This is a genomic window from Mycobacterium sp. pR1184, assembly GCF_041287235.1.
Classification (GTDB): Bacteria; Actinomycetota; Actinomycetes; order Mycobacteriales; family Mycobacteriaceae; genus Mycobacterium.
This window is the reverse complement of sequence record NZ_JBGGKR010000004.1, coordinates 256,288-273,671: the sequence shown is the minus strand read 5'-3', so window position 1 is coordinate 273,671 and position 17,384 is coordinate 256,288. Positions and strand designations below refer to the sequence as shown.

15 protein-coding genes and 1 pseudogene are annotated in these 17,384 nt (G+C 65.2%); 3 read left to right on the top strand and 13 right to left on the bottom strand.

What is annotated here, in order from left to right:
- Window positions 1-67 precede the first annotated feature (67 nt).
- From ACAG21_RS09550 to ACAG21_RS09540, 3 genes are read left to right on the top strand one after another with little or no spacing between them, the layout of a single operon-like run.
- Window positions 68-544: a helix-turn-helix domain-containing protein gene (locus ACAG21_RS09550; RefSeq protein ID WP_370495909.1), complete on the top strand. Its 477-nt coding sequence runs from the start codon at window positions 68-70 to the stop codon at window positions 542-544.
- Window positions 531-1,031: a hypothetical protein gene (locus ACAG21_RS09545; protein ID WP_370495760.1), complete on the top strand. Its 501-nt coding sequence runs from the start codon at window positions 531-533 to the stop codon at window positions 1,029-1,031. The genes ACAG21_RS09550 and ACAG21_RS09545 overlap by 14 nt, the downstream gene beginning before the upstream one ends.
- Complete coding sequence (locus tag ACAG21_RS09540; RefSeq protein WP_370495759.1) at window positions 1,028-2,287, top strand: DUF6545 domain-containing protein; 1,260 nt, start codon at window positions 1,028-1,030, stop codon at window positions 2,285-2,287. The genes ACAG21_RS09545 and ACAG21_RS09540 overlap by 4 nt, the downstream gene beginning before the upstream one ends.
- A gap of 6 nt (window positions 2,288-2,293) precedes the next feature.
- Here the strand turns inward: ACAG21_RS09540 and nuoN are convergent, their stop codons facing one another.
- The 13 genes and pseudogenes from nuoN to ACAG21_RS09475 all read right to left on the bottom strand — a co-directional run bounded on the left by nuoN (window position 2,294) and on the right by ACAG21_RS09475 (window position 17,378).
- The gene (nuoN, locus tag ACAG21_RS09535) at window positions 2,294-3,886 is read right to left on the bottom strand and encodes an NADH-quinone oxidoreductase subunit NuoN (RefSeq protein WP_370495758.1); all 1,593 of its coding nucleotides are present in this window, start codon (window positions 3,884-3,886) and stop codon (window positions 2,294-2,296) included.
- Window positions 3,883-5,466 (bottom strand): NADH-quinone oxidoreductase subunit M, encoded by a 1,584-nt coding sequence (locus ACAG21_RS09530; protein WP_370495755.1) that lies wholly within the window; start codon window positions 5,464-5,466, stop codon window positions 3,883-3,885. The genes nuoN and ACAG21_RS09530 overlap by 4 nt, the downstream gene beginning before the upstream one ends.
- Complete coding sequence (gene nuoL, locus ACAG21_RS09525) at window positions 5,463-7,349, bottom strand: NADH-quinone oxidoreductase subunit L (protein WP_370495754.1); 1,887 nt, start codon at window positions 7,347-7,349, stop codon at window positions 5,463-5,465. The genes ACAG21_RS09530 and nuoL overlap by 4 nt, the downstream gene beginning before the upstream one ends.
- Before the next feature lie 10 nt (window positions 7,350-7,359).
- The gene (gene nuoK, locus ACAG21_RS09520) at window positions 7,360-7,659 is read right to left on the bottom strand and encodes an NADH-quinone oxidoreductase subunit NuoK (RefSeq protein ID WP_008259456.1); all 300 of its coding nucleotides are present in this window, start codon (window positions 7,657-7,659) and stop codon (window positions 7,360-7,362) included.
- Entirely contained in the window at window positions 7,656-8,423 is a 768-nt protein-coding gene (locus tag ACAG21_RS09515) for an NADH-quinone oxidoreductase subunit J (protein ID WP_370495908.1), read from the bottom strand. The genes nuoK and ACAG21_RS09515 overlap by 4 nt, the downstream gene beginning before the upstream one ends.
- Window positions 8,424-8,446: 23 nt before the next feature.
- Window positions 8,447-9,001: pseudogene (gene nuoI, locus ACAG21_RS09510) on the bottom strand (NADH-quinone oxidoreductase subunit NuoI); the annotation flags it as partial.
- Entirely contained in the window at window positions 8,985-10,247 is a 1,263-nt protein-coding gene (nuoH, locus tag ACAG21_RS09505) for an NADH-quinone oxidoreductase subunit NuoH (RefSeq protein ID WP_370495907.1), read from the bottom strand. The pseudogene nuoI and the gene nuoH, both read right to left, overlap by 17 nt.
- 8 nt (window positions 10,248-10,255) lie before the next feature.
- The gene (locus ACAG21_RS09500; RefSeq protein ID WP_370495752.1) at window positions 10,256-12,673 is read right to left on the bottom strand and encodes an NADH-quinone oxidoreductase subunit G; all 2,418 of its coding nucleotides are present in this window, start codon (window positions 12,671-12,673) and stop codon (window positions 10,256-10,258) included.
- Window positions 12,673-14,007: an NADH-quinone oxidoreductase subunit NuoF gene (gene nuoF, locus ACAG21_RS09495; RefSeq protein WP_370495750.1), complete on the bottom strand. Its 1,335-nt coding sequence runs from the start codon at window positions 14,005-14,007 to the stop codon at window positions 12,673-12,675. The genes ACAG21_RS09500 and nuoF overlap by 1 nt, the downstream gene beginning before the upstream one ends.
- Window positions 14,004-14,777: an NADH-quinone oxidoreductase subunit NuoE gene (gene nuoE / locus ACAG21_RS09490; RefSeq protein WP_370495749.1), complete on the bottom strand. Its 774-nt coding sequence runs from the start codon at window positions 14,775-14,777 to the stop codon at window positions 14,004-14,006. The genes nuoF and nuoE overlap by 4 nt, the downstream gene beginning before the upstream one ends.
- A complete protein-coding gene (gene nuoD, locus ACAG21_RS09485; protein WP_370495747.1) occupies window positions 14,774-16,099 on the bottom strand; it encodes an NADH dehydrogenase (quinone) subunit D in 1,326 nt (441 codons plus the stop codon). The genes nuoE and nuoD overlap by 4 nt, the downstream gene beginning before the upstream one ends.
- The gene (locus ACAG21_RS09480) at window positions 16,099-16,827 is read right to left on the bottom strand and encodes an NADH-quinone oxidoreductase subunit C (protein WP_370495745.1); all 729 of its coding nucleotides are present in this window, start codon (window positions 16,825-16,827) and stop codon (window positions 16,099-16,101) included. The genes nuoD and ACAG21_RS09480 overlap by 1 nt, the downstream gene beginning before the upstream one ends.
- The gene (locus ACAG21_RS09475; protein ID WP_036467525.1) at window positions 16,824-17,378 is read right to left on the bottom strand and encodes an NADH-quinone oxidoreductase subunit B family protein; all 555 of its coding nucleotides are present in this window, start codon (window positions 17,376-17,378) and stop codon (window positions 16,824-16,826) included. The genes ACAG21_RS09480 and ACAG21_RS09475 overlap by 4 nt, the downstream gene beginning before the upstream one ends.
- Window positions 17,379-17,384: the final 6 nt, after the last annotated feature.

Sequence of the window (17,384 nt, the reverse complement as noted above, 5' to 3'; positions counted from 1 at the left end):
GTCCACCGATGTTCCACCCCCTGTCTTAACATGGGTGTACGAGCGGGGTGCCAGTGTGAACGGAGGTATGGTGGGCCGGCGTCGAACCAGCACGGAGGGCCAAGTGTCGACGACGGATCTGGCGGACAAGCTCAACAAGCTGTTCGAGGTCATGCATAGTCCGTCGGAGCCGGTGCTGTCGAATGCCGCTGCAGCCGAGGCCATTACGGAAAAGACTGGTGTTTCGATCAGTCCGGCGTACTTGTGGCAGCTTCGCAGCGGGCTGAAAACCAACCCGACCGTGGCGCATTTGCGTGCGATCGCGGAGTTTTTCGGTGTTTCCGCGTCCTATTTGATCGACGCTGAGGTTGATGAACACCTCGAAGCGCAGCTGGGCTTGTTGCAGGCACTGCGCGATGCGGGGGTGCGGGATTTGGCCATGCGTGCTTCCGGGCTGACGGGTGCTGCCCTCACCAATCTGGTCGCGATGGTCGACCATGTTCGCGAGCTGGAAAAGCTGCCTCCCCTCGAGCCGGCACCTGGGGGCGGAGATGACCACTCCTGACACCGAGTTGGAGGCGCTGGCCCGCCGGATGCCGATCCCCGTCCCGTGGGACCGCCACGAGTTCGTGGACAACGTGGCCCGGATGCGGGGGCGACCGATTCGGCTAATACCAACGCCCACACCGGCGCTGGCCGGCAACCCGTGCGGGTTGTGGTTAAAGCGCGACACCGACGACATCATCGTCCACGACGTCGGCACCTCCGAGTACCACATGGACCAGATCGTCTGCCATGAAATTGGGCACATGGTGCTCGGCCACGATCAAGCCCACGTCGGTGGGCCCCTGGGCTCTGATCCAAGCCACATGTGCGCCACACTGCTGCCAGACCTCGACCCGGCCGCGGTGCGCGCGGTGTTAGGCCGTACCGACTACGCCAGCGCACAGGAACGCGACGCCGAGACGTTCGCCTCGATCCTGATCATTGCCGCCGCCGACGCGGGTGCGCAGCGTTCGGTCATGCGTAGCGTGTTCTTCCGCTCCCGATGACCAGCACCGTGCCCCCTGTGGTCGCGTGGCCACTTATCCTGTTCATGGTCCTCGTGGTGGTCACGCGCTACGTGGGGTTCAACACGAATCTTTTTGACACCTATCTCAATAACACGCTGGCGATGCTGCTGACGGCGCAGCTACTGCGCGAACACGCTGTCCAACAACAGCTGTCGGACGCTGCGCTGATTACGGTCACCACCGCACAGCAACTGGCAGCAGTGGCCCTGATCTTTGGCAGCGCGGAATTCATCGGTTTCACCATGATGTGGTCAGGGCTATCGGGACTTGACATCGGCCGTCGCCACCGTTACTACCGTTGTGCAGCAACACTATTGGTCATCGGTTATCTCGTCGCAGCAACGCGAGCCCGGGTTGCGGCAAAGCCCGTCGAAGTTTCCGGCGGGTGGGACGGAGTGCTCGCCTACGTTTTCTACTCGACGATGTTCCTCGTGTTGGTCGTTCAGCTGATGCGACTGAGCGTCCGAGAGCTGGCCCGTCCAGGAGCGCCGTACCGCGAACGCGTCGTCGCGGCCCTTGGGGTCATATTGGCACTGGCAATCGGATGGGTCACCCTGGAATCGGTGCTACTGCTGGTGTTCGAACAACTCGGGTGGTCGCACACCGGAACGTACCGGGCCAGGGTCCACGGCGTGTATTTCTTCTGGGAAGCTGTCGGTTGCACCGCGCTCGCCGCAGTCCCGTGCCTGCTGGCGATTTTCGCCCGTGGCGGGCTGGATCTCGTCAGTCGACAATGGCGCAAACTGCAGCCGCTGCGCAACAGCCTGCGACAGGCCGTACCCGAAATCACTTTTGACCTCCAGCAAGATGATGCCCGTCGCGCCAAAACCACCCTGCAACTTCATCAGACCGTCGTTGAAATACGGGATCTCATTTTGCAGCTACGACCCTACTTCCGCGATATCCCCCCGGACCGAGTCGACGAATTCATCGCTGCACATTCCATCCCCTCCGCCGATCGCGACACCGCGATCCTGGCCCTGCAACTGGTACACGCAGCCGACACCAAAGCATCAGGACTCGCCCCGCAACGACTCGATGCAGCCCACATCGTCACATCCCGGGCAAAAACTCTCGAGCAGGAAACTCGCGAACTGGTGCAGCTGGCCAAGTGGTGGCCTCGCGCCGCGGCTGTAGCCCGATCGGCCGCACCTGCGCCGTCCCGACCCGTTCCCGGTGGTGCCGATGGCGTCAGCCCCACGGGGGTTGTCTCGGGTGGCGAGCAGCGTTCTTGAAGTGAGTTACTGCAACAACTGTGCGGCGTGATCCGCGAGATCGAGCAGCGGTTGCGGGAAGATCCCCAGAATCACGGTGATTGCGGCGCACAGCGCGATCGCGATCTTGCTCAGGATCCCCGGCGCGACGACCGCAGGCGTGTCGTCGGTCGGTTCGGTGAAGAACATCAGCACGATCACCCGCACATAGAAATAGGCGGCGACGCCGCTGGCGATCACACCGATGATGACCAACGGCACGGCGCCGCCCTGCGCGGCGGCCTGGAACACCGTCAGCTTGCTGATGAAGCCGCTGGTCAACGGGATACCGGCGAAGGCCAGCAGGAACATCGAAAGCATCACGCCCACAATGGGAGAACGCTGCCCGAGTCCCGCCCAGTGCGACAGCGTGGCGTCCTCGACACCGTCGGAGTTGCGAATCAGGCCGACGATCGCGAACGCGCCGACCGTGCTGAAGCTGTAGGCCACCAGGTAGAACAGAGTGCCCGCCAGACCGGCGTGGTTGTCGGCGATCACACCGGTGAGGATGAAACCGACGTGGGCGACCGACGAATAGGCCAGCATGCGTTTGACGTCGGCCTGGTTGACCGCGGTCACGGTGCCGACGGCCATGGTCAGGATCGCGATCGCCCACAGCACCGGACGCCATTGCTCGTGCAGCGGCGGCAGTGCGACGTAGACGACTCGCAGCAGCGCACCGAATGCCGCGACCTTGGTGGCCGCCGCCATGAACCCGGTGATCGGCGTGGGTGCACCCTGGTACACGTCGGGAATCCACGAGTGGAACGGCACCGCACCCACTTTGAACAGCAGGCCGACCGACAACAGCGCGACACCGACCAACGCCATCGAGCTATCACCGTGGGCCGCAAGCGCATCCCGGATGCCCGGCAGCAACAGCGTTCCGGTCGCGCCGTAGACCAGCGCCACCCCGTAGAGGAAGAACGCCGACGAGAAGGCGCCCAGCAGGAAATACTTCATCGCCGCTTCCTGCGACAGCAGCCGACGGTGACGCGCCAGCCCGCACATCAGATACAGCGGCAGCGACAGCACTTCCAGCGCGACGAACATCGTCAGCAGATCATTGGCCGCCGGGAACACCATCATGCCGCCGACCGACAGCATCAGCAGCGGGAAGAGTTCGGTCTGCGTGGCCCCGGCCCGTTCGGCCTCACGCTCGGCGTCGCTTCCGGGGACCGCCGATGCCTGCGGGGTAAAGGCATCCAATCCCGAAACGGTGGAAACCCCCGCGGCTACCTTCACCTTGTTGGCGGTGGCGGCGACGTTGGTGCGTTCGGCGATGAAGATGACGGCCAGCAGGGCCACCAGCACCACGGTGCCTTGCAGATACAGCGTCGGGCGGTCGATGGCCACCGCCCCCAACACCCCGCTGCGACCGGACGCCGGAAGCGAGCGACTGACCACGATGTCCGCAGCGAACGCCGCGATCAAACCACCGAGGGCCAGCGTCACCTGCGAGACATAGCGAATGTTCCTGGGCAGGAACGCTTCAGCCAGTACTCCGACCACCGCGATACCGAAGACGATGAGCATCGGGCACAGCAGGAAGTACTCGACGCTCGGAGTGGGAAGGGTCATTGGTGCGGTCCTTCGGCTGTACCGGGGGTTGCCCGCAAAACCGGACGGGTCACGGTCGGCGCGGGATCATGCTGGTTGATCGTGACCATGGTGTGGTCCACAGCGGGATTGATGATGTCGAGCACCGGCTTGGGATAGACGCCGAGGACGAACAGCAGCGCCATCAACGGTGCGACGACGACCAGTTCGCGCAGCCGCAGATCGGTGATTCGTTCGTTGCCTTCGGCCACCGGACCGGTCATCACCCGCTGGTAGAGCCACAGCATGTAGATCGCCGCCAGCACCAGTGCGGTCACCCCAAACGTGCCCGCCAGCCAGTACCGGTTGAAAGTGCCTAACAGGACCAGGAATTCGCTGATGAACGGTGCCAGGCCGGGCAGCGAGAGAGTGGCCATGGCCGAGACCAGAAAGGTGCCGGCCAGAATCGGCGCCACTTTCTGCACACCGCCGTAGTCCGCGATCAACCTACTGCCGCGCCGGGTGACCAGGAATCCGGCGATCAGGAACACCGCCGCCGTGGACAGGCCGTGGTTGAGCATGTACAACGTCGAACCGCTTTGTCCCTGCGTCGTCATCACGAAGATGCCGGCGATGATGAAGCCGAAGTGCGAGATCGAGGTGTAGGCGATCAGGCGCATCATGTCTTTCTGGCCGATCGCGACGACCGCGCCATAGATCACCCCGACGATGGCCAGCGTCACTATCAGCGGACGGAAATACGTTGACGCATCAGGGAATAGCTGCAGGCAGTAGCGCAGCATTCCGAAGGTGCCGACCTTGTCCATTACGGCGGTGATCAGGACCGCGGTCGCCGGAGTGGCCTCGACGCACGCGTCGGGCAGCCAGCGGTGGAACGGCCACAGCGGGGCCTTGACGGCGAACGCGAACATGAAGCCCAGGAACAGTGCCTTGAACACCGCGGGGTCCACGCCGGCGAAGCGGCCCGAGGAGATGCCGGTCACGATTTCACGGAAGTCGAATGTGCCCGAACCGTGCTGGGCGGTGACCACGTACAGACCGATCACCGCGGCGAGCATGATCAGACCGCCGAACAGGTTGTACAGCAAGAACTTCACCGCGGCCCGCGATCGCCCGGCTCCCTTGCCGAACCCGCCGATTAGGAAGTACATCGGGATCAGCATGGCCTCGAAGAACACGTAGAACAGCAGCACGTCCAGCGCGACCACCGAGATCAGCACCATCGACTCGATGGCCAGCGTCAAGGCGACGTAGGCGTGTACGCCCCGGGTGCCCTCGCCGCCGTCGTTCCAGCCCGCGACCAGCAGCAGCGGAATCAGGATCGCGGTCAGCAGCACGAGGATCACCGCGATGCCGTCCACGCCGAGGTTGTAGCCGGCGCCGAAGGACGGAATCCAGGGATGCTTTTCCAGGAATTGGTAAGGGGCGCCGCCGGTTTTGAAACCGATCGCGACCACGAGTGCGACCGCCAGCGTCAGGATGCTGACGACCACGCCGGTCCACTTGGCCAGCTGCCGCAGGCCGGGAGGCATCAGGATGATCAGGATGGAACCGGCCAGCGGGACCAGCCACAACACGCTCAGCCACGGAACGTTAGTCACCACAGTTGCACCGCCAGGATCGCGGCGACCAACAGGGTGGCGCCCGCCAGCATCGACAGCGCATAGGAGCGCGCGAAACCGGTTTGCAGGCCCCGCAACCGATTCGAGGTCCGGCCGACCAGCGCGGCCAGCGCGTTGACCGAGCCGTCCACCCCCGCGTCGTCGACTTCGACCAGCGCGTCGGTCAACTGCGCGCCAGGGCGCATGAATACCTCCTCGTTGAAGGCGTCGCCGTAGAGGTCTCTTCGCGCGGCGGTGGTAAGTACGGACACCTGAACGGGAGCCACTCTGGGGATCTCCGCCCTGCCGTACTTCCGGTAAGCCACCGCGATGCCGACCGCGACAACACCGAGTGCGAGCGTGGTGCTGATCCAGGCCGGAAGGGCGTGTGTGCTTTCCTCGTGCGCGCCGACGACCGGTTCCAGCCAGTGCGGCAGGGTGCCTCCGATGGCGAACAGGCCGCCGGCGAATACCGAGCCGAACGCGAGCAGGATCATCGGCCCAGTCATCAGGGCGGGCGCTTCGTGTGGGTGACTGCCTGGCGCCCAACGCTTTTCGCCGAAGAAGGTCATCAGCATCACCCGGGTCATGTAGAACGCGGTGATACCCGCGCCCAGCAGCGCCGCCGCGCCCAGCGTGTAGCCGCGCAGGTCGCCGGCGCCCAGCGCTGCCTCGATGATGGCGTCCTTGGAGTAGAAGCCCGCGAAGGGCGGTACGCCGATGATTGCCAGGTAGCCCAGACCGAAGGTGACGAAGGTGATGGGCAGGGCGGCGCGCAGCCCACCGTAGCGGCGCATGTCCTGTTCTTCGTGCATCGCGTGAATGATCGAGCCCGATCCGAGGAACAAGCCGGCCTTGAAGAAGCCGTGTGTGAGCAGGTGCATGATCGCGAACGCGTATCCGGCGGGACCGAGTCCCGCGGCCAGCACCATGTAACCGATCTGGCTCATCGTCGACGCGGCGAGCGCCCGCTTGATGTCGTCTTTGGCACAGCCGATGAACGCCCCGAACAGCAAGGTGACGGCGCCGACAATCACCACGCCCAGTTGTGCTCCGGGAGCGAGGTTGTAGAGCGGGTTGGACCGCACGATCAGGTACACACCGGCGGTCACCATGGTCGCGGCGTGGATCAGCGCGGACACTGGCGTCGGGCCCTCCATCGCGTCGCCCAACCAGGCTTGCAGCGGGACCTGCGCGGACTTCGCGCATGCGCCCAGCAGCAGCAGCAACCCCATCCCGGTCAACACGCCCTTGCTGGCGGCGGGCGCACCGGCGAAAACCCCGGCGTAGGACAGGGTGCCGAAGGTGCTGAACATCATGAACATCCCGACGGCCAGGCCGGCGTCACCGACCCGGTTCATCACGAACGCCTTCTTGGCGGCCGTGGCCGCCGACGGCTTGTGGTACCAGAAACCGATCAGCAGATAGGACGCCAGACCGACGCCTTCCCAGCCGACGTAGAGCACCAGGTAGTTATCGGCGACGACCAGCAGCAGCATCGAGGCCAGGAAGAGATTGAGATAGCCGAAAAACCTTCGGCGGTCCGGGTCTTCGGCCATGTAGGCGACCGAATAGATGTGGATCAGCGATCCCACCCCGGAGATCAGCAGCACGAAACAGATTGACAGCTGGTCGATCTGCAGTCCGAAGTCGACCTGGAATTGGTCGACCGGAATCCAGGTGAACACCGTCTGGTGGATGGCGCGGTGCTCACTGTCGCGGCTCAGCAATTCCGATAGCAGCGTGGCACCGACTCCGAATGCCCCCAGCGCGGCCAGCACGCCCAGCCAATGTCCCCACGCGTCGGTGCGCCGCCCGCCGAACAACAGGATGGCGGCGCCCGCCAGCGGCAGTACCACCAACAGCCACGTCATGTGTGTCATCTTGGCGTTCTTAGCCTTTGAGTAGGTTCGCGTCGTCGACGGACGCCGATTTGCGGGCACGGAAAATCGTCATGATGATGGCCAGGCCGATGACGACCTCGCACGCGGCCACCACCATCGTGAAGAACGCGATCATCTGACCGTCCAGGTGGCCGTGCATGCGCGCGAAGGTGACGAAGGCCAGGTTGACGGCGTTGAGCATCAACTCGACGCACATGAACATCACTATGGCGTTGCGGCGCAACAGCACACCCGCGGCTCCGATCGTGAACAGCAGCGCCGAAAGGTAAAGGTAGTTAGCGGGATTCATGACGTACCGCCTTTGATGGCTTGCTGCTGCCGGGGGGTGTGTTTGCCGTCTGCGCCTCGGGTTTGCAGCATGGTCGACACCGAGTCGTCCGCGTACGAGCCGTCGGGCAGCAAGGCGGCGACGTCGACCGCGTTGTGGCGTGCATACACGCCGGGGTTGGGCAGCGGGGTCGGCCGGCCGCCGGTGCGGAACCGCTCCTCGGAGAGTTCGCGCTGGGTCTTGCGGCGTTCGAAACGCTCGCGGTGCGCCAGCACCATCGCCCCGACCGCGGCGGTGATCAGCAACGCGCTGGTCAGCTCGAACGCCCACAGGTAGCGCGAAAAGATCAGGAACGCCAGGCCTTCGACGTTGCCGTTGGCATTGGCGGTGGTCAGTCCGACGAAGCCGCCGGTCGCGATCTTGCCGATCGCCGCGACCAGCAAGATGCCGAATCCGAGTCCGGTGATCACCGCGGCGACGCGCTGTCCGCGCAGCGTTTCCTTCAGTGACTCCGCGGAGTCCACGCCGATCAGCATCAGCACGAACAGGAACAGCATCATCACCGCGCCGGTGTAGACGACGACTTGCACCACACCCAAGAACACCGCGTCCTGGATCATGTAGAAGATCGCCAGGATGATCATCGTCATCGCCAGGAACATCGCCGAGTACACGGCGTTGACGGCGGTGACCACTCCGATCGCACCGATCACGGCCAGGGCGCCCAGCAGCCAGAAGGCCACCGCTTCGCCGGTGGAGGTCCGAACGATGGCATCGGTTGCCAGGTTGGTGGCAAGCACGGTGGTCGTCACCGCGCGTCTCCCGCGTTCTGGTTCTGCCGCAGGCCATCCGGGGTGACGTTGCCCTGGTAGTAGTCCTTATCGGTGGCACCCTCGGTGCGCGGGTGCGGCGGTGCCAGCATGTTTTGCAGCAGCGGCGCCAGCAGCCGGTCCTTCTCGTAGATCAGGTCGGCGCGGTTGTCGTCGGCCATCTCGTAGTCGTTGGTCATCGTCAGCGCCCGGGTCGGGCAGGCCTCGATGCACAGACCGCAGCCGATGCAACGCAGATAGTTGATCTGGTAGACCCGGCCGTACCGCTCACCCGGGGAAAACCTTGCCTCGTCGGTGTTGTCGGCACCCTCGACGTAGATCGCGTCGGCCGGGCAGGCCCAGGCGCACAGCTCGCAGCCGATGCACTTCTCCAGGCCGTCGGGGTAACGGTTGAGTTGATGACGGCCGTGATAGCGCGGGGCGACCGGGCCGGGCTTCTCCGGATACTCCTCGGTGACAGTCTTTTTGAACATCGCGGCGAATGTCACGCCGAATCCGGCGACGGCGTCGAGGAATTTAGCCATGTGCCTTCTCCTTGCTCGCACCGACTGACGACGTCAGAACTTTGGGGGGCATCGGTGGTGTCGGGAATGACGGTGGCGGTGGTAGCGCGTCGCCACGCTTGCGTAACTCCCGGGCCAGCGCGCGGTTGGCGGGTGTAGTGCTGAATGGCTTGCGCAGCAACATGATCAGCACGACCGCGAAGACGAGGCTGCTGACTACCAGCAGGGGAGTCCAGTGCACGTAGCCCTCGTCGCGCAGCGTGCGGATGATCGCCGCGATCAGCACCCACACCAGCGACGCGGGGATGAGCAACTTCCAGCCCAGCGCCATGAACTGGTCATAACGCAGCCGCGGCAGGCTGGCTCGCAGCCACATGTAGATGAACAGGAAGACCCACATCTTGAGGGTGAACCAGAGCACCGGCCACCAGCCGGTGTTGGCGCCGTCCCACATGTTGAGCGGCCAGGGCGCGTGCCAGCCGCCGAAGAACATCAGCGTGGCAAGCGACGAAACCGTCATCATGTTCACGTATTCGGCCAGCATGAACATCGCGAACTTCAGCGACGAGTACTCGGTGTGGAAGCCCGCGACGAGCTCACCCTCGGCCTCCGGCAGGTCGAAGGGGGCACGGTTGGTCTCACCGACCATCGAGATCAGATAGATGATGAACGACGGCAGCAGCAGGAAGATGTACCAAACGCCGTCCTGCGCCTTGATGATTCCCGACGTCGACATGGTGCCGGCGAACAAAAAGACGGCCGCGAACGACAGGCCCATCGACACCTCGTAGGAGATGACCTGCGCGGTGGACCGCACCCCGCCCAGCAGCGGGTAGGTGGAACCGGATGCCCAGCCGCCCAACACGATGCCGTAGACGCCGATCGCCGACAGCCCGAGGATGAACAGCACCGCGACCGGCGTGTCGGTCAGCTGCAGCGGCGTGCGGTGACCGAACACCGAGACCTCGGGCCCGAACGGGATGAACGAGAACGCGGTGAACGCCGGGATCGTCGAGATGACCGGCGCCGCCATGTAGACGAACCAGTCGACGCCGCGGGGCGTGATGCTTTCCTTGAGCGCCAGCTTGATTCCGTCGGCCAGGCTCTGCAGGGCGCCCCAGGGGCCCGCCCGGTTGGGGCCGGGCCGCAGCTGCATCCAGCCAAGTATCTTGCGCTCGAGCAGGATTGCCAGCAGCACATTCAGCATCAAGAAGACGAAAATGGCCAGCGCCTTGCCGAGCACCAGCCACCACGTGTCGTGTCCGAAGGCGCTCAACGTGTCCGTCATGAAGCCACTCCGATTCGCACGATGTTGCCGACGGTCACACCCAGGTCCCGCTGCACCGCCGAGCCCGGTGAGTTCAGCGGTAGCCACACCACCCGGTCGGGCATGTCAGTGATGTTCAGCGGCAGGCTGATTGATCCGCGCGATGTGCTGACCGTGACCGTGTCGCCCTCGGCCGCGCCGATCTCAGTCGCGGTCCCGGCCGACAGCCGGACCACGGGTTTGCGTGCCGTCCCCGCGAGATACGGTTCGCCGTCCTGGGCCCGGCCGTTGTCGAGCATCATGCGCCAGCCGGTGAGCACGGCTTCGCCTTGCCCGGGCTGCGGTGGCTGCGGAGCTTCAACCGTTGCGCCACTTGCGCGATCGCCCTCCCAGTTGCCCAGCGCCGCGACCTGCTCGCGGGCCGCTTGGACGCCGGTCATGCCAAGGTAAACACCCATTTCGTCGGCCAGCGTGTCCAGGATCTGGTGGTCGGACTGAGTGGCTCGTTGGGTGCTGCCGTGCAGCGCGGGTTCGAAGGGCCGGAATCGGCCTTCCCAGTTGACGAATGCGCCCGCCTTCTGTGTGGTGGGCGCGACGGGGAACACCACGTCGGCTCGTTCGGTGACCTCACTGTGCCGCAGTTCCAGGCTGACGACGAAGTCGGCGGCATCCAGCGCGGCCAATACGGCATCCGGATCGGCGAAGTCGGCGGGCTCGATACCGCCGACCAGCAGCGCGCCCAGGCTTCCGTCCGTCGCTGCGGCCAGAATGCCGTCAACGTCACGCCCTGGGGCAGAAGGCAATTCGTCGACGTTCCACGCCGCGGCCACCTCTGCGCGGGCGGCGTCGTCGGCGACCAGGCGACCGCCGGGCAGCAGCCCGGGCAGTGCCCCGGCTTCCAGCGCGCCACGTTCGCCGGCGCGCCGCGGCACCCAGGCCAGCCGGGCCCCGGTGGCATCCGCGAGGCGGGCCGCCGCGGACAATCCGCCCGGTACCGTGGCCAGCCGTTCGCCGACCATGATGACCGCTCCGGGCTTGGACAGCAGCTCGCCGACCTCGCCGCCGGCCAGGCCGTCCAGCGTGACTGGTTCGGCACCCGGCACGGTTTGCAGCAGCCGGCCCGACATCTTCGTCAGGGCACGGGTGGCGAACGGAGCGACCGCGTAGATCGGCACGCCGCGCTTGCGGGCGGCCTTGCGCAGCCGAAGGAATACGATTGGCGCCTCGTCCTCGGGCTCGAAGCCGACCAGCACAACCACCGGCGCCGATTCCAGATCGGAGAAGGTGACCGTGAGCTGGCGGCCCGCGATGCGTGCCGAGAGGAACTCCGCCTCTTCGGCCGACGATGGGCGAGCACGGAAGTCGATGTCGTTGGTGTCCAACACAATTCGTGCGAACTTCGAATAGGCGTAGGAGTCTTCCCAGGTACCGCGGCCGCCGACCAGCACACCGGTGCGCCCGCGCGCTGCTTCGAATCCCTGCGTTGCGGCCACGATCGCGTGCGCCCACGACGCGGGTTGCAGCGTGCCGTCGGCGTCCCGGACCAGGGGAGTGGTGAGCACGTCGGGCTGGGTGTCGTAGCGGAATGCCCACCGGCCCTTGTCGCAGTTCCACTCCTCGTTGACCTCGGGGTCGTCGCCGGCGAGCCGGCGCAGCACTTTGCCGCGCCGGTGGTCGGTGCGCTCGGCGCAGCCGCCCGCGCAGTGCTCGCACACGCTGGGGCTGGAGACCAGATCGAATGGGCGGGCCCGGAATCGGTACGCGGTGCCGGTCAGCGCGCCCACCGGGCAGATCTGCACGGTGTTGCCCGAGAAGTAGGAGTCGAACGGCTCGTTCGCGTAGATGCCGACCTGCTGCAGGGCACCACGCTCCTGCATGTCGATGAACGGATCGCCGGCGATCTGCTCGGAGAACCGCGTGCAGCGCGCACATAGGATGCACCGCTCGCGGTCAAGTAGCACCTGCGAGGAGATGTTGATCGGCTTGGCGAAGGTGCGCTTGACGTCTTCGAAACGAGAATCGCTGCGGCCGTTGGACATTGCCTGGTTCTGCAGTGGGCATTCGCCACCCTTGTCGCACATCGGGCAGTCCAGCGGGTGGTTGATCAGCAGCAGTTCCATCACACCGTGCTGGGCCTTGTCCGCGGCCTCGGAGGTGAGCTGGGTGCGCACCACCATGTCGTCGGTGCACACGATGGTGCACGACGCCATGGGCTTGCGCTGCCCCTCCACCTCGACCATGCACTGTCGGCACGCGCCGACCGGGTCGAGCAGCGGGTGGTCGCAGAACCTCGGAATCTGGATGCCCATCAACTCGGCCGCCCGGATCACCAGAGTCCCCTTGGGAACTGTGATCTCAGTGCCGTCGATGGTCAGCTTGACCATGTCGGGCGGCGTTGTTTCGCCACCGGTCTCGGTTTTGGCCGCGCTAGTCATCAGGGCTGTGTCTCTTTCCGGCCATTCGGCCCTGCCGTCAGCATGGAATCTCGTGGGTCGAACGGGCAGCCGCCCCCTTCGACGTGGGCGATGTACTCGTCGCGGAAATACTTGATCGACGACATCACCGGGCTGGCCGCACCATCGCCCAACGCGCAGAACGACTTTCCGAGGATCGCATCGGAGATGTCCAGCAATTTGTCGAGATCCTCGTGGGTGCCCTTGCCCGTCTCGAGCCGTGTGTAGATCTGGTCCAGCCAGAACGTGCCCTCGCGGCACGGCGTGCACTTGCCGCACGACTCGTGCTTGTAGAAGTACGTCCAGCGCTGCACCGCGCGCACCACGCAGGTGGTCTCGTCGAAGATCTCCAGCGCCTTGGTACCCAGCATCGAGCCGGCCGCGCCCACGCCCTCGTAATCCAGTGGCACGTCGAGGTGTTCGTCGGTCAGCAGCGGCGTCGAGGAGCCGCCCGGTGTCCAGAACTTCAGACGGTGCCCGGCGCGGACGCCGCCGGCGTAGTCGAGCAATTCGCGCAGTGTGATGCCCAGCGGCGCCTCGTACTGACCGGGGCGAGTGACGTGTCCGGACAGCGAGTACAGCGTGAAGCCGGGCGATTTCTCGCTGCCCATCGACCGGAACCATTCGACGCCGTTGAGAATGATCGGCGGCACGCTGGCGATGGTCTCGACATTGTTGATCACCGTGGGGCAGCCGTAAAGCCCGGCCACGGCAGGGAACGGCGGGCGTAGCCGGGGCTGCCCGCGCCGGCCCTCCAGACCCTCCAGCAGTGCGGTTTCCTCGCCGCAGATGTAGGCGCCCGCACCGGCGTGCACCACCAGCTCCAGGTCGTAGCCCGAGCCCGCGATGTCGCGGCCCAAATAGCCTGCAGCGTAAGCCTCGGCGACCGCGTTCTGCAGCCGGCGCAGCACCGGCACCACTTCGCCGCGCACGTAGATGAAGGCGTGGCTGGCCCGGATGGCGTAGGAGGCGATGATGGCGCCTTCCACCAGTAGGTGGGGCGTCGCCAGCATCAGCGGAATGTCTTTGCACGTACCGGGTTCGGACTCGTCGGCGTTGACGACCAGGTAGTGCGGCTTGGCGGCCGGGCCGGAGTCGCCCTGCGGGATGAACGACCACTTCGTGCCGGTCGAGAAGCCGGCGCCGCCGCGACCGCGCAGGCCCGAGTCCTTCACGGCCCCAATCACCGCGTCGGGCTCCATCTTCAGGGCCTTCTTCAGCGCCTGGTAGCCGTCGTGACGCTGATAGGTCTCGAGCGTGAACGACTTGGGGTCGTCCCAGTAGCGGCTGATGACCGGGGTCAGCGGGGTGGTCATGAGTTGCCTCCGGGAGCCGGCGGGGCTTCCATGCCCTTCTCCTTGGCGACCTGCAGCCCGGCCAAAGTGGCCGCGCCGGCACCGCCCTGGCCTTCGTCGGGGCGCTCGTCGGGCAGGCCGGCCAAAATCCGTGAGGTCTCGCGGAACTTGCACAGCGCGCCGCGGGTGGGCGCCTTGGGTTTGCCGGTCCGCAACGAGTCGACAAGCTCGCGCGCCGACTCCGGTGTCTGGTTGTCGTAGAACTCCCAGTTGACCATCACCACGGGCGCGAAGTCGCATGCCGCGTTGCATTCGATGTGCTGCAACGTGACCGAGCCATCGTCGGTGGTCTCGTCGTTGCCGATGCCGAGATGCTCTTTGAGGGAGTCGAACACGGCGTCGCCACCCATCACGGCACACAGCGTGTTGGTGCAGACGCCGACCAGGTAATCGCCGGTCGGGCCGCGTCGGTACATCGTGTAGAAGCTACCCACCGCCGACACCTCGGCGCCGGTCAATCCGACTTGCTCGCCGCAGAATTCGAGGCCGGCCGGTGTCAGGTAGGAATCCTCTGCCTGGACCAGGTGCAGCAACGGCAACAACGCGGAGCGCTTGTCGGGATAGCGGCTGATGATCTCCTTGGCTTCGACCTCCAGCCGCGCCCGGACCTCCGGCGGATACGACTGCGGCGCACCCTCGGTCACGAATTGGTTGGGTTCTTCGGGCGGCGGTCCCAGCCGGATGAACACCCGCTCGCCCGAGCCCGGGGAGCCTCCCACCGGTGCGCTCATCGGTCGACTCCACCCATGACCGGGTCGATGCTGGCGACCGCGGTGATCAGGTCGGCGACCATACCGCCCTCGCACATCGCGGCGACCGACTGCAGATTGGTGAAGGACGGATCCCGGTAATGCACTCGGTAAGGCCGGGTTCCGCCGTCACTGACCATGTGCACGCCGAGCTCTCCGCGGGGTGATTCCACCGCGCTGTAGACCTGGCCGGCCGGCACCCGGATGCCCTCGGTGACCAACTTGAAGTGGTGGATCAAGGCTTCCATCGAGCCGCCCATGATCTTGGCGATGTGCTCGGGCGAATTACCCATGCCGTCGGGTCCTACCTTCAGGTCGGCGGGCCAGGCGATCTTGCGATCCTCCACCATGTGCGGTCCCGGCTTCAGCTTGTCCAGGCATTGCTCGACAACCTTGATCGACTCCCACATTTCCTTGACGCGAATCATGTAGCGCCCGTAGGCGTCACACGTGTCGGCGGTGATCACGTCGAACTCGTAGTCCTGGTACCCGCAGTAGGGTTCACTCTTGCGCAGGTCGTGCGGCAAGCCGGTGGCACGCAGGATCGGTCCGGTGATGCCCAGCGCCATGCAGCCGGTCAGGTCGAGATAGCCGACGCCCTCGGTGCGCGCTTTCCAGATGGCGTTTTCGTTGAGCAGATCACCCATTTCGCGCAGCACCTGCTTGAGCCCCTTGAGGCCCTCGACGATGTCAGCTTCGGCGCCCGGCGGCAAGTCCTGCGCCACCCCGCCGGGGCGGATGTAGGCGCTGTTCATCCGCAGCCCACTGATCTTTTCGAACAGGGTCAAGACGATCTCGCGTCCCCGGAAGCCAACGAACATCGGCGTCATCGCGCCCAGCTCCATGCCGCCGGTGGCCAACGCGACCAGATGCGAGGAGATCCGGTTGAGCTCCATCATCATCACGCGGATGACGTTGACCCGCTCCGGGATCTCATCGGTGATGCCGAGCAGCTTCTCGACACCAAGACAGTAGGCGGTCTCGTTGAAAAACGGTGACAGGTAGTCCATCCGGGTCACGAACGTGACACCCTGCGTCCAGTACCGGTATTCGAGGTTCTTCTCGATTCCGGTGTGCAGGTAGCCGATTCCGCAGCGGACCTCGGTGACGGTCTCACCTTCGATCTCGAGAATCAACCGCAACACCCCATGGGTGGACGGGTGCTGAGGGCCCATGTTGACGACGATGCGTTCACCGGGATCCGCGGCACGGGCGGCCTCGACGACCTGCCCCCAGTCCTGTCCGCCGGCGACGACGACAGTTTCGGCGCCACCATCGTGCGTCGAGTCAGTGATTGTGCTCATTAGTTGTACGCTCTCCGCTCGTCGGGCGGGGGTATCTGTGCTCCCTTGTACTCGACGGGAATACCGCCGAGCGGGTAGTCCTTGCGCTGCGGATGGCCGTGCCAGTCGTCGGGCATCTCGATGCGGGTCAGCGACGGGTGCCCGTCGAAGATGATGCCGAAGAAGTCGTACGTCTCGCGCTCGTGCCAGTCGTTGGTCGGGTAGATGCCGTACAGCGACGGGATGTGCGGATCACCATCGGGCGCAGACACTTCCAGCCGGACCCGGCGATTGTGCGTGATCGACTGCAACGGGTACACGGCGTGCAATTCGCGGCCGGTCTCGTGCGGGTAGTGCACCCCGCTGACGCCCAGGCACATCTCGAAGCGCAATTCGGGTTCGTCGCGCAGGCGTTGGGCGACATGGGGCAGCGCCTCCCGGCGCACGTGCAACGTCAGTTCGTTGCGGTCGACGACGACTTTCTCGATCGCGTCTTCGAATTTGATGTCACCGGCCTTCAATGCATCGGCCAGCCGGTCGACCACATCGTCGAAATAACCGCCGTACGGCCGGGGACTACTGCCCGGGAGCGTGATCTGCCGCACCAGGCGTCCGTAACCGGAGGTGTCGCCCGAACCCGAAATGCCGAACATGCCGCGGCGCACGTTGATCACTTCTTCGTCGGACGAGGGCACCGCGCCGCCTACTTCGCTGGCGGCTACCTTAGGGTCCTGTTCCGGCGAGCTCATCGCAGCAGCCCACGCATCTCGATGGTGGGCCGGGCGCCCAGTGCCGCCTGCTCGGCTTCAGCGATGGCCTGCTCGCGGTTCACGCCGAGCGGCATTTCCTGAATCTTCTCGTGCAGCTTGAGAATTGCGTACAACAGCATCTCCGGGCGGGGCGGGCAGCCGGGGAGGTAGATGTCCACCGGAACCACGTGATCCACGCCCTGCACGATCGCGTAGTTGTTGAACATCCCGCCGGACGAGGCGCAGACGCCCATGGCCAGTACCCATTTCGGTTCCGCCATCTGGTCGTAGATCTGGCGCAGCACCGGGGCCATCTTCTGGCTCACCCGCCCGGCCACGATCATCAGGTCGGCCTGGCGCGGTGTTGCCGAAAACCGCTCCATCCCAAACCGTGCGATGTCGAACCGCGGTCCGGCCGTTGCCATCATCTCGATCGCGCAGCACGCCAGTCCGAACGTTGCCGGCCACAGCGAGTTCTTGCGGACGTAGCCGGCGATCTTCTCGACCGTCCCGAGCAGGATGCCGGCGGGTAGCTGTTCTTCCAGGCCCATGAGTTG